The organism is Nonomuraea sp. 3N208 (genome assembly GCF_052245935.1).
Lineage (GTDB): Bacteria > Actinomycetota > Actinomycetes > Streptosporangiales > Streptosporangiaceae > Nonomuraea.
This window is the reverse complement of record NZ_JBQQBR010000022.1, coordinates 1-12,218: the sequence shown is the minus strand read 5'-3', so window position 1 is coordinate 12,218 and position 12,218 is coordinate 1. Positions and strand designations below refer to the sequence as shown.

The 12,218-nt window shown below is 70.3% G+C and carries 11 protein-coding genes; 3 read left to right on the top strand and 8 right to left on the bottom strand.

Annotated features, from left to right (window positions below; translation table 11 throughout):
- Nucleotides 1-41 precede the first annotated feature (41 nt).
- Nucleotides 42-1,970 carry a PQQ-binding-like beta-propeller repeat protein gene (locus ACTWPT_RS30570; RefSeq protein ID WP_443180941.1) on the top strand — a complete coding sequence of 643 codons (1,929 nt, stop codon included), beginning with the start codon at nt 42-44 and terminating at the stop codon, nt 1,968-1,970.
- 2 nt (nt 1,971-1,972) lie between these two features.
- On the opposite strand, the gene ACTWPT_RS30565 is transcribed toward ACTWPT_RS30570, so the two are convergent.
- The 5 genes from ACTWPT_RS30565 to ACTWPT_RS30545 all read right to left on the bottom strand — a co-directional run bounded on the left by ACTWPT_RS30565 (nt 1,973) and on the right by ACTWPT_RS30545 (nt 7,184).
- Nucleotides 1,973-2,845, bottom strand: coding sequence for a dihydrodipicolinate synthase family protein (locus tag ACTWPT_RS30565; protein ID WP_443180940.1), 873 nt, complete (start codon nt 2,843-2,845; stop codon nt 1,973-1,975).
- A 68-nt stretch (nt 2,846-2,913) separates the two neighbouring features.
- Entirely contained in the window at nt 2,914-3,777 is an 864-nt protein-coding gene (locus ACTWPT_RS30560; protein WP_443180939.1) for a carbohydrate ABC transporter permease, read from the bottom strand.
- Nucleotides 3,777-4,643: a carbohydrate ABC transporter permease gene (locus ACTWPT_RS30555; RefSeq protein ID WP_443180938.1), complete on the bottom strand. Its 867-nt coding sequence runs from the start codon at nt 4,641-4,643 to the stop codon at nt 3,777-3,779. The genes ACTWPT_RS30560 and ACTWPT_RS30555 overlap by 1 nt, the downstream gene beginning before the upstream one ends.
- A gap of 56 nt (nt 4,644-4,699) precedes the next feature.
- Entirely contained in the window at nt 4,700-5,947 is a 1,248-nt protein-coding gene (locus ACTWPT_RS30550; protein ID WP_443180937.1) for an ABC transporter substrate-binding protein, read from the bottom strand.
- Between the two features lie 85 nt (nt 5,948-6,032).
- Complete coding sequence (locus ACTWPT_RS30545) at nt 6,033-7,184, bottom strand: DegT/DnrJ/EryC1/StrS family aminotransferase (RefSeq protein ID WP_443180936.1); 1,152 nt, start codon at nt 7,182-7,184, stop codon at nt 6,033-6,035.
- A 67-nt stretch (nt 7,185-7,251) separates the two neighbouring features.
- Between ACTWPT_RS30545 and ACTWPT_RS30540 the strand changes: the two genes are divergently transcribed.
- Complete coding sequence (locus ACTWPT_RS30540) at nt 7,252-8,457, top strand: hypothetical protein (protein WP_443180935.1); 1,206 nt, start codon at nt 7,252-7,254, stop codon at nt 8,455-8,457.
- 90 nt (nt 8,458-8,547) lie between these two features.
- Here the strand turns inward: ACTWPT_RS30540 and ACTWPT_RS30535 are convergent, their stop codons facing one another.
- The 3 genes from ACTWPT_RS30535 to ACTWPT_RS30525 all read right to left on the bottom strand — a co-directional run bounded on the left by ACTWPT_RS30535 (nt 8,548) and on the right by ACTWPT_RS30525 (nt 11,614).
- Nucleotides 8,548-9,603: a dihydrodipicolinate synthase family protein gene (locus ACTWPT_RS30535; RefSeq protein ID WP_443180934.1), complete on the bottom strand. Its 1,056-nt coding sequence runs from the start codon at nt 9,601-9,603 to the stop codon at nt 8,548-8,550.
- A 38-nt stretch (nt 9,604-9,641) separates the two neighbouring features.
- Nucleotides 9,642-10,649 carry an NAD-dependent epimerase/dehydratase family protein gene (locus ACTWPT_RS30530; RefSeq protein WP_443180933.1) on the bottom strand — a complete coding sequence of 336 codons (1,008 nt, stop codon included), beginning with the start codon at nt 10,647-10,649 and terminating at the stop codon, nt 9,642-9,644.
- A gap of 77 nt (nt 10,650-10,726) precedes the next feature.
- Complete coding sequence (locus ACTWPT_RS30525; RefSeq protein ID WP_443180932.1) at nt 10,727-11,614, bottom strand: Gfo/Idh/MocA family protein; 888 nt, start codon at nt 11,612-11,614, stop codon at nt 10,727-10,729.
- Between the two features lie 263 nt (nt 11,615-11,877).
- On the opposite strand from ACTWPT_RS30525, the gene ACTWPT_RS30520 reads away from it, so the two are divergent.
- Entirely contained in the window at nt 11,878-12,141 is a 264-nt protein-coding gene (locus ACTWPT_RS30520) for a hypothetical protein (RefSeq protein WP_443180931.1), read from the top strand.
- The last annotated feature ends 77 nt before the right edge of the window (nt 12,142-12,218 follow it).

Sequence of the window (12,218 nt, the reverse complement as noted above, 5' to 3'; positions counted from 1 at the left end):
GTTATACCGTGCGGCCAGTCTTCATGAGGAGTGACCCGCGCATGATCCCCCGCCGCCGTTTCCTCCAAGCCGCAGCCGCCTCCGCCGCCGCGGCGACGCTCCCGACCGCCCCCGCCCACGCCGCCACCCGCGAGCCGGAAGGCACGATCACCGACCTCGGCCCGGCCAGCGTCGCCAGCCCTCTGGGCAACGCCGAGTTCGTCGGCGACGTGCTCTACATGGGCTCGCGCGGCCTGGCGCCCAACGTCGTGGGCGCCTGGGACCTGGGCCAGGACAAGGTCACGGCCCACTTCGAGATCCCCACCGGAGTGGGCATCTGGGCGATGTGCAAGACGGGCACCGACGTCTACGTCGGCACCCACTCCCGCTCGGACCTCTACAAGATCGACACGCTCACGGGCACCACGACCAAGCTCGCCGCATACCCGGACCCGTACATCTGGACGATGGCGGCCTCGCCCGACGGCAAGGTCTACCTGGGCATGTCGCAGCCCGGACGCGTGGTGGAGTACGACCCGGCCACCGGCGTCAGCCGCGACCTGGGCCAGCCCGCCCCGGGCGAGGCGTACGTCCGCAGCATCCAGGCGGACGCCACGCACGTCTACGCCGGCGTCGGCGCGAACGCCCACCTCATCGCGATCGACCGGCAGAGCGGGGAGAAGCGCGAGCTGCTGCCCGCCGAGGTGGCCGACCGCGACTGGGTGTCGAGCATGTCGATCAGCGACACGCACGTGGCGGGCGGGATGAACTCGCTGGCGGAGCTGCTCGTGCTGGAGAAGGCGAACCCGGCCGCGTACAAGGTGGTGAAGGCCACCGCCCCCGGCGAGAAGTACGTCGTCTCGGTGCTGATCCACGACGGCTGGGTCTACTTCGCCGGCCGCCCCTCCGGGACCCTCTACCGCTACCAGATCGCGACCGGCACGTACGAGGTGCTCGGCGTGCCGTTCCCGGAGGCGGCCACCGTCCGCATCCTGGAGCACCAGGGAAAGATCTACGGCATCCAGGACCCCGGCGTCTTCGTCTACGACCCGGCCACCGGCGCGATCGATTACGTCAGCCACGTGCAGAAGGGCTTCCGGGCCGCCCCGGAGGAGCCGATGTCGGTGCACTGTGACGGCGAGCGCGTCTACGTCGGCGGCAAAGGTGGCTGCGACATCCACGACCTGGCCACCCGCCAGGTGACCCGGCTGCCCATCGGCGGTGAGCCCAAGACCATCATGACCGCCAAGGACACCACCTACCTCGGCATCTACACGCAGGCCGCCCTCTACTCCCACCGCGCCGGCGACCCCGAGGCCAAGCTGCTCTTCCGTACCGGCCACAACCAGGACCGGCCGAAGGACCTGTGCCACGACAAGCTGACCGGGCTGATCGTGATGTCCACCCAGCCGGAGCCGGGACACCAGAACGGCGCGCTCGACGTGTACGACCCGCGAACCGGCGAGCTCGACACCTACCGCCCGGTCGTCGAGCGCCAGACCGTGTTCTCGCTGACCGCCCTGCTGGGCACCGTCTACCTCGGCACCAGCACGCAGGAGGGCCTCGGGGCGCCGCCCGTCACGTCCACGGCCAGGCTGGCGGCCTTCGACCTGCGTACCCGGCAGGTGCGGTGGGAGATCGAGCCGGTGGCCGGCGCGAAGGCCGTCACGAGCCTGAAGCACACACCGCTCGCCCTGTACGGGATCACCGACGGCGGTGTCCTGTTCGAGTACGACCTGCGCCGGCGCGCGGTCACCCGCACGCTGAAGGTCTGTGACCGGGGCGGCGACCTGGTGCTGGCCGGGTCACACGCGTACACCAGCGACGAGGACGCCGTCTACAAGATCGACCTGGTGGGCTTCACGTCTCGCAAGCTCGTGGAGGGGCTGGCGAGCGACTGGTTCGGCGGCGGCTCCCGGCTGAACATCGACCCCTCGCGCGAGGCCCTCTACGCTCTCAAGGGCCGCAACCTCATCCGCATCGCCATCTGACGTTACGAGGCGGCGCCCAGGACCCCGGCCCGTTCACCCTCCGGCAGGGCCGGGCCGTACGGGTCTTGGGCGTGCGAGTCGGGGATGAGCCCCTCCGCGGCGGCCAGCCAGAACATGCGCTGGACGTACCCCTCCATCGGCGCCGTGAACGTGGCCGCCGCCAGCCGGTCCAGTCGCGCGGACGCCTTCTCGAACGTCCGCAGGTCATCGGCCTCGAACGCGCGCATCACGGCCGCCGTCGTCTCCACCGACGCGGCCGCGATGCCCACCAGCGCGGCCTCGGCGCCCCACAGGAGCGAGGGGCCGAACATGCGGTCCTCTCCGGTGACGGCCAGCCTGCCGGCTTCGCGGGTGAGGGCGATCGTCTCCTGGCAGGCCATCGCGTCCGACAACAACGCCGCCTTGAGCCCGGCGACCCCGGGCAGGCGCAGGATCCGCCGCAGGGTGGCGGGCGGGCACGGGTCCGTGTACAGGTCGAAGGCGATCATCGGCAGCCCGGCGGCCGCCCACACCTCCTCGTGCAGCGCCACCCGATCCCCCGGCGCCGGGAACACCAGCACTCCGTCGGCTCCCAGGTCGGCCGCCATCCCCGCATCCGCCACCGCGCCGATGCCGACGATGACCGGGACGCCCACGCGGCGGGCGCGGGCGATGACGCCGGCCCGGACGTCCGGAGGCAGGAACGGGCCGCGGCCGGTGTGGGCGAGGACGGCCAGCGCGTCGGCACCCGAGGCGACCAGGCGGCGGAAGTACGCCTCCGCGAGGTCGAGGTCCACCTCGCCCGCCCGGGTCATCGGCGTCAACGCGGCGGCGACCAATCCCCCGCGCAGGCGGTCCCGCAGCCGGGCGGCCCGCGCGTCGATCGGCGTGCTCATCATGGCTCCCCTCACCGGACATTCCGGGCCACAAGCCTAGGCCGTTCAACTCCGGGGCGGGGAGCCGGTCACTTCAGCCCGGTCATCGCGATGCTGTTGACCAGATAACGCTGCAACAGGAAGAAGACCAGCAGGCACGGCACCGCCGAGATGGCCGCGGAGGACATCAGCATCGACCACTGCAGCTCCTCCGTCTTCAGCACCGTCAGCCCGACCGTCAGCGTCCGCGTGGCGTCGCTCTGCGAGATCACCAGGGGCCACAGGAAGTCGTTCCAGTGCCACAGGAAGACGAACACGCCCAGGGTGGCCAGGATGGGTTTGGTCAGCGGCACCACGATCGTCCAGTACACGCGCAACTCCGAGGCGCCGTCCACCTTGGCCGCGTCGAACAGCTCGTCCGGCAGGCCCAGGATGAACTGGCGCATCAGGAAGACCGCCTGCGAGTTGGCCAGCGTCGGGACGATCAGCCCCCAGAAGGTGTCGGCGCCGCCGAGGTCGGAGACGAGCACGTACAGCGGGATGAGCGTGGCCTGGAACGGCACCATCATCGTGGCGAGGAACGTCCACAACATGGTGTCGCGTCCGGGAAACCGTTTCTTGGCGAACGCGTAGCCGGCCATCGACGCGGTGAGCAGGATGATCACCACGGAGACGGCCGAGTAGATCAGCGAGTTGAGCGTCCACTCGGCGAACCCGGAGGCGCTCAGCACCTGCGTGATGTTGTCGAAGGTGAGCGAGTCGGGCCATTGCGCGGGCACGGTCGGCTCGCCCCTGGGCGAGAGCGCCACGACGAGCATCGCGATGAACGGGCCCAGGGTCAGCAGCGAGATGACCGAGAGCAGCGCGTAGAGCGCCCACCTCTTGCCGTGGCGGCGTGGCGTTGCAGCCGGCCGGGCCCGGGTGGCGGCGGGGCGCGTGGCCGTCATCGTCATCAGGTGTTCTCCTTGCCGACGAAGCGGCGCTGGATCAGCGAGATGATCAGCACGACGGCGAAGAGCACCATCCCCCAGGTGGCCGCGTAGCCGAACTCCCAGAATCTGAAGCCGCGTTCGAAGATGCCGTAGATGAGGGTGTAGCTGGCCTTGGCGGGCCCGCCGCCGGTCATCACGTAGATCGTGTCGAAGACCTGGAACGAGGCGATCGTCTCGATCACCAGCACGAAGAAGAGCGCGGGCTTGAGGAGGGGCAGCGTGATGCCGCGGAAGCGCTGCCAGGGGCCGGCGCCGTCGACCTTGGCGGCCTCCAGGTACGAGCCGGGGATGGCCTTCAGCCCGGCCAGCAGGATGAGCATCGAGTAGCCGAAGCCCTTCCAGCAGGAGACGAGGGCCAGGGCGGGCAGCACCAGCTCAGCTCGTTCCATGAAGCCGACGGGCGCCAGGTCCAGCTTGGCCAGCAGGCCGTTGATCAGGCCGTCGAACTCGTAGATCCAGCGCCAGATGATGCCGGCGAAGACGAAGCTGGTCACGTACGGCAGGAAGAGCATGCCGCGGAACAGCCCGCGCAGGAAGACGATCGAGTTGAGCAGCAGCGCGGTGCCGAGCGAGACGACCATGACCAGCGGCACGTAGATGGCGGTGTACACCAGCGTGGCCCGCAGGCTGGACCAGAAGTTCGCGTCGTTCACGAGCCGCGTGTAGTTGTCGGCGCCGACGAAGCTCCACTCGCCGCCGATGTTCCAGTTCGTCAGGCTCATGCCCGCCGCCCCGAGCGTGGGGAAGATCTTGAAGATCAGGAACAGCACGAGCATCGGGAGGACGAACAGCAGTCCCGTGACCGGATCACGCAGGCGATGGCGCACCGGGTCTCACACCTTTCCGAGAAGACGGGCCTCCCCTGGGGGAGGCCCGGATTATGTCAGCCGCCGGTGGCCAGCAGCTCGTTGCCCTCCTTGGCGGCGGCGTCGAGGGCTGTCTTGGCGTCCTCCTTGCCGATCAGCGCCGCCTGGATGTGGGCCGAGATCATCGCCATGACCTGGCGGGCCTTGGGGTGGGCGTCGCCGGGGTAGGCGTACTGCAGCGACTTGGCGAACTCCTTGGAGGTCGCCGACTGGTCGGGGATCGTCACGTCGGTACGCGCGGAGAAGAAGCCCGACTCCTTGGCCAGCGGCGCTGCCACCTCGGGAGAGGCGACGTAGGTGGCGAACTTCTTGGCCGCGTCCTTGTTCTCGGAGTGCTTGGCCAGGACCAGGCCGCCCGGGATGCCGAACGCGACCCGCTTGGTGCCTTCCAGCGGCAGGCCGATGCCCAGGTTCTCCGCGCCGATGGCGGCGCCGAGCTGCTCGGCGTTGAGTGCCGTGGCCGCGTGGTACATCGCGGTCTTGCCGGCGGCGAGCGGGCTGCCCTCGATGTCGTTGCTCTTGCTGGCGGTGTTCTCGGGCAGGCCGCCGACCGCCTTCAGGTCGAGCAGGAGCTGCAGGCTGTCGATGCCCTGCTGGTTGTTGACGGTCATGCTCTTGCCGTCGGGGGAGAACACCGAGCCGCCGTTGGCCCACAGGATGGGGTAGAAGCTCTGGTTGAGCGAGACCTCGGGCTTGCCGGGGTAGTCGAGAATGGCCACTTTCTTGGCGGCCAGCTTGGGGGCGGCCTCCTTCAGCTCGGCCAGCGTCTCCGGCACCTTGGTGACGCCCGCGTCGGCGAAGAGCTTCTTGTTGTAGATGGGGGCCGTGATCGTCTGGTAGATGGGGACGCCGTAGAGCTTGCCGCTCACCGTCAACGCGGTGAGCGCGTTGGGCAGGTAGGCGGCCTTGTCGGCGGCGATCACGTCGTCCATGGGCTCCAGCGTGCCCTGCTGGGCGTACTGCGGGATCTGGTCCGGGCCGAGCACGACCAGGTCGAAGCCCTTCTTGGAGGCCAGCGCCGTGGTGACCTTCTCCTGGCGGCCGTCCCAGGGCTGCTGGTCGATCTTGACGTCGATCGTGGGGTTCTTGGCCTCGAAATCCTTCTCGACCTTGTCCCAGAAGACCTTGTGCTTGGCCTGATCCGCGATCACGGGGTACATCCAGAGGGTCAGCGTGCTCTTGTCCGAGCCCGAGCCACCGGATCCGCACCCGGCGATCATGACGCTCAGGGCGGCCGCGATGCCGGCTGCCGTTGCCTTCTTCATCGGCGGCTTCCTTTCCTGAATACCGGTCCTGACCGAAACCTAGTGATGGAGCGGAGCTCGGTCAATGCCTGATACATGAACGTAACTACGCGTTGCCGGGATAGCTCGCGATGGCGTCGGCGATGACTTTGACGTGCTCCGACGTGTAGTGCTCGTTCCAGTCGATGATCAGGAGTGTGCTGCCGACCAGCCGCTCGGCCTCGGGACAAGCGGCTGGGCGGTAGCCCTCCAGGGGGTAGCGGGAGGTGCCGTAAACCGGCCTGTCCCACAGCGGAGCCCGGTTGAGGGGTTCCTTCAGATAACCGGCCCGTGCCGGAATCCCGGCCGCGCTCAGGTGCTCCGCCAGCTCCGGCGCGTCGCCGCCGGGCAGCACGAGCGGGAACAACCACCAGGCGTGCCCGTCCGGCCGCGGCAGCCGCAGCCTCGCCCCCTGCCCTGCGTCCAGCCCGCGCAGAGCCTCGATGAGCTGTACGGCGGTGCGGCGCCTGGACTCCACGACTCCGGGCAGCTTCTCGAGCTGGGCGCGGGCCACCGCGGCCTGCAGCTCGGTCATCCGGTAGTTCAGGCCCAGGCTCTCGTGCGAACGGCCCGCGGCCCGGTCCCATCCCTTGTCCGCGAACAGCCGCATGCGCCTGGCGAGCTCGTCGTCGTCGGTGATGGCCAGGCCGCCGTCGCCGCAGGTGATGTGCTTCCACTGCTGCAGGCTCAGGGTGCCCACGTGGCCGGCCGTGCCCGCGTACCGGCCGCCGGGCAACTCGGTCAGCCACGCCTGGGCGCAGTCCTCGATGAGCGTGAGGCCGTGCTCGTCCGCCAGGTCACGCAGCTCACCGATCCGGGCCGGGGCGCCGAAGAGGTGCACCGCCATGATCGCGCGGGTCCGCGGCCCGATGAGCGCGGCCACGGCGTCCGGATCGACGTTGCCGTCGGTCGGATCGACGTCGGCGAAGACAGGAACCGCGTTCTGCGCCAAGATGGGGGCCACGGTCCCGAAGTCCGTGATCGGCGTCGTGATGATCTCGTCACCGGGATCCGGCGCCGCCGCCACGACCGACAGGTGGAGGGCCGCGGTGCCGGATGCGCACGCGATCGCATGGCGGGAGCCGTAAAGCGCTCCGACCTCGCGTTCGAGTGCCCGCGCCTCGGTCCCCCACACGGAGTTGAGCATGCCGGAGCGGATCACCCGATCCAGCGCCGCCACCTCCTCGTGGCCGAGAGTGCGGCCTGCGGGTTCGGCCATGTTGGGAAAGTGCAGGGTCACCGGATAGCCTTTCGGTCTAGACCGTAAAAAGGGGAAGGAGGCGCGGGTGGGTATCGTCATCGGAGTCGTCGGCCCGCACGATCTGGTCGACGCCGTCGCGGCCACCTGCGAGGAGCAGCCCGGCGTGAGCACGCTCCGGCTCGACTACGACCACGAGTCGCAGGCGCCGGCCATCGTCGAGGCCCACGCCGCCTCGGTCGAGGGCTGGCTGTTCACCGGCATCGTGCCGTACATGCTGGCCCGCGGCGCCGACGTGCTCTCCCGCCCCGCGGTGTTCGTCGACTACTCGGGCGCGACGTTGCTCAGCGCCCTGGTACGGCTGCAGCACGAGGGCCACGACATCACCCGCCTGTCCATCGACACCATCGCCCCCGCCGATGTCACCGCCACGTTCATCGAGGCCGGGCTGCCTACCGACCGGCTGCGCGCCCTCGGCTACCGGCCGGAGACGACCTCCAAGAAGATCATCGCGTTCCACCGCCGCGACCAGGCCCACCCGGTGATCACCTGTCTCAGCTCGGTGCACGAGGCGTTGCGCGGCGAGATGCACGTGCTGCGGCTGGCGCCGTCGGAGCACTCGGTCCGCATGGCGCTGCGTCAGCTCCTGCTGACCGCCGAGGGGCAGGCCCAGGAGGACGCGCAGATCGCGCTCGGCCTGGTCGAGGTGGACAGCGAGGAGGGCTTGCTGCGCGAGGCCGGCGCGCTGGGCGGCACGCTGGCCGCGTTCCGGGGAGGCACCCACCTGCTGGTGACCACCCGCGGCCCGCTCTTCGACGCCACCGGCGGCTTCACCGGGCTGCCCATGCTGGCGCGGCTGGCCGGTCACAGCAGCGTCGCGCGCGTGGGTTTCGGCCTCGGGCGCAGCGCGGCCGAGGCCGAAAGCCTGGCCCGCCGGGCGCTGGCCAGGGCCAGGCGCATCGGGAACGTGGCCGCCGTGCTGTCCTTGCGCGCCGACACCGACATCGTGCTGGAGTCGGTGATCAGCGGGCCCTCCGGCGAGCAGAACCTGACGGTGCTCGCCCGCCGCGTGGGCCTGTCGGTGCCGACCCTGGAGAAGCTGCTGGAGGCCCGCGACGCGGCCGGCGGCGAGGCGCTGACCACGCGTGAGATCGCCGAGCGGCTCGCCGTCCAGCAACGCACCGCCCGGCGGATGCTGCACCGGCTGGAGCTGGCCGGGCTGGCCCAACGCACCGGCAATCTGACCAGCGGCTCCAGCGGCCGTCCCCTCACCCTCTACCGCCTCACTCTCTAGCCCTATCCCTTGTCGAGCTTCGCGGCGTCTCGTCACCAGGAACGATCGCCGCGGAGAGGCCGCGACCACGCGGGCCCGGCGGCTCTCCCCCTAGGCGAGCCATCGGTCCAATCCTTGGGCCACGAAGTCGTCGTCGCGCAGCCATGGGTAGGCGGCCCAGACGCGGTCGATCTCCTCCAGCTGCCCCGGCGACAGTTCCTCCGTGGGGTCCAGACACCAGCGGCCCGCCAGCAGCCCCTGGCGGCGCAGCACTTCGTGGATGCCCGGGATGCAGCCGCGGAAGCCGTTCGCCGAGTCGAAGATGGCCGCGTTGGCGTCGGTGAGGTGGCCGTCGAGGCTGAGCAGCCGGCGTACCGCCGCGTCGTCTCCCGACCGGGCCAGCGTGGCCTCCTCCAGCAGCTCCACCGCCCGCCGGACCCAGACCGCCCACTGGCCGAGCAGGCCGCCGACGAACTCCACCTGCACTTCCCGCCCGTCCACCACCACCCGGTGGGAGGTGATGAGATCGGCCAGGATGTGGTCGTCGTTGCCCGTGTAGAGCGCCACCTCCCCGGCCCGGCCCGCCCGCACGACGCCGTGCAGGACGTCGAGGGTGCGGTAGCGGTCGAAAGGCGCGACCTTGACGCCGACCACGGACTCGATCGCCGCCAGCCTCGTCCAGAAATCGCGCGAAAGAGGACGTCCGCCCACCGCGGGCTGCAGGTAGAAGCCGATCACCGGCAGCACGTCGCCCACGGCCCGCGCCCGCTCGATGAGCCCGTCCTCGTCGAGCTCCCGGTACGGGCTGAGCAGCACCATGTGATAGCCGAGCGACCTGGCCAGCTCCGCCTCCGCCACCGCCTGCGCCGTGGACCCGGTCGCGCCGGCCACCAGCACCACCTCGCGCTCGGACTCCCTGGCCGTGCCGGCGGCCAGTTCGAGCACGGGCGCCAGCAGGCCGGTGCCGTGGATGGCGAACTGCGTGGTGTGCACGCCCACCGCCAGCCCGCCCGCACCTGCCTCGACGTAGTAGCGCGTCAGGGCGCGCTGGCGCCGCTCGTCCAGCTTCCTGTCCTCGGTCAGGGCCAGGGGATGCGCCGGGATCACCAGACCGCGCCTGAACAGGTCGCGCACAGACGTCTGAGCCTGTGGAGCCGTGCTGAGCACGTGAGGTCCCCCTTTGTCGTGAGAAATGAGCACGCGGATCAGAAACGCCCGTCGCGGCGTTCGAACTTGGTGGGCTTGCCCAGGAGCGGTCCGCCGCCGGTGACCCAGCGGGCCGTGTGCTCGATCAGCTCGGCGGGGGTCAGCTCGGGGTAGCCGAACAGGCGATGGCATCGGGAGGCGTTCGAGAGCAGCGCCGTCGCCGCCTCCTCGCCGGTGAACACCGGCTCCTTGCCGAGCGCCGCGCCGAGCGCCCGCGCCGCCTGCCGCACCGAGATCAGCTCGGGGCCCGTGACGTTGAGCACGTACGGCGGCACGTCGGCGAGCAGCAGCGACCGGAGCGCGACCTCATTGGCGTAGCCCTGCCACACCACGTTCACCTGGCCCGTCGCCAGGTCTATGGGCGCGCCGGCGAGCACCTTCTGGGCGAGGTCGACGAGCACGCCGTACCGGAGCTCGACCGCGTAGTTGAGGCGGATCAGCGACATGGGCGTGCCGTTCGTCTCGGCGAAGTGCGTCAGCACGCGCTCCCTGCCCAGGCAACTCATCGCGTAGTCGCCCACGGGGCCGACGGGCGAGTCCTCGGTGCTGCCGCCGCCGGCGACAGGGACGAGGGGGTAGACGTTCCCGGTGGACAGCGCGGCGATCCTGCTGCCGGCGAACCGGTCGGCGACGCGGCCCGGCAGGTAGGCGTTGGTGAACCAGGTGGCGTGCTCGCGGCCCTGCGTGCCGAACTTGGCGCCGACCAGGAACACCACGTTGGGCGCGTCCGGCAGCTCGCGCAGGGCCCGATCATCGGCGACGTCGGCGGCGACCACGGTGGCGCCTTCGTCCTGGAGCGCCTGGGCCAGGCCCGGCTCGGAGAATCGGGACACCGCGATGATCCGCCTGTCACCTCTGACGGCGTTCAAGGCCAGGCGTACCAGGCTCGGGCCAAGCTTGCCGCCGGCGCCCAGGATCATGATGTCGCCGTCGAGCTTGCCCAGATCGTCGACGAGCCCGGCACTCGGCCGTGCCAGCCGCTCCTCGAGTTCCGCTGTCGTCCGCACGCGGTCTCCTCCATCCCTCATTTACGGTCCAGACCGTAACTGGGAGAGAGTAGGCCTGTCAACGGGCGGGGGGCTGCTCAGGCAGTCATCTCTCGTGCGGAGACCAGCACATCGAGCACGGCCCGCGTGTGCCGCCACGGCACAGGGCTGGGCGCCCCGCCCACCATCGCGAGGAAGGCCTCGATCGTCCCTTCGTACCCGAGCCCGTGAACCGGATCGTCTCCGCCCTCGATCACGATCGTCTCGGTGGCGTCGCGCTTGTGCAGCGTGACGCTGTAGGACTCGGACTCTGAGACGCCGAGGATCTCGACCGTGCCGGTGATGCCGTCGCCCCAGCGCAGCGCCATCACTCCGGTGTCCTCCGACCGAAGCGTCGCATAGTGCCGCCGCGCCCCCGCGGCGCCCACCAGCCGCACGTCGGGACCGAGCAGCGCCACCAGCAGTTCCACCCCGTGGATCCCCATGGTGACCATCGTCCCGCCGCCCTCGCCCGGCGTGTCCTGCCAGGCGTTGTAACCGGTCGCCCAGATCCCCACGTCATGCCGTACGGTCGCCCGCACGGCCAGCACCTCGCCCCGATCGACCCGTGTTCCCGTGAACGCGGGCGCGAACCGCAGCACCGAGCTGGACAGCACCCGGTCGTGGATCGGCAGCCGATCGAGCTGCTCCAGCTGGGCCCGGCGGGCGGCGGCAGGCTTGTTCACGAAGCAGGCCACGCCCGTCTCCAGCACCTTGGCCAGCGCCTGCGGGACCTGGGGGTTGGGCACGGTCAGCACCACTCCGTCGAGCGGGCCGGCCAGCAACTCCTCCAGGCTCCCCACTACCTTCGCCCGTGGATGCTCATCGGTGAACCGCCGCAGCCGGTCCGGATCCTGCTCCCACACGATGAGCTCGGCATGGCGGGCCAGGGTGCGGGCGTCGGTGTAGGGATGGCTGGTGGCGAGCCCGGCGAGAGCGATGCGCACGGTCTGTCCTCCATTTTCCGGCAGCGGCTTCGAGAAACCCAGCCATCATGGCAGCTCGCGTCGCCGGCGCCGGGGCCAGATGGACCCGCTCGCCAGGTTGGCGCGGCTGCTTCTGCAGGTCGCCGGCGGGCACCTGCCACCGGAGGGGGTGCGAAACGACCTACTACGCTCGACACCAGCCCAACGACTCAGACATTCGGCTCTCGGCCGTCTCCGCCCGGTCCAGCACAAGGAAAGATCAACTACGGTCGCATGGAAGCCCTGTGGTGAAGCGGGTGGGGCATGAGAAGCCGCTTCCCGCCGAGTACGTCTTCGCCGACTACATGGCCCCCGGGACTCCGCTGCCGGACGAGCGGCTCCAGGCGGAGGTGACGCGGATCAGGAGTGAGCTGGCGACCGGCCGGTTCCCGGATCTGCTTGACGCCACGAGGGCCCCGACCCCTCGCCGATTCTGGTACAACCTGGTGGGCGCGCCTGCGCGCACGGCCTTCCGGTTCTCCACCGTGAAGGCCCCCTGCCCATCATGAGCACCCTCCAGCGCCTTGGCCCCCTGCTGCCGTCGCCGTACTGCTCCATCGGTCGCGGCCCCCGTGCGGCAACGCAC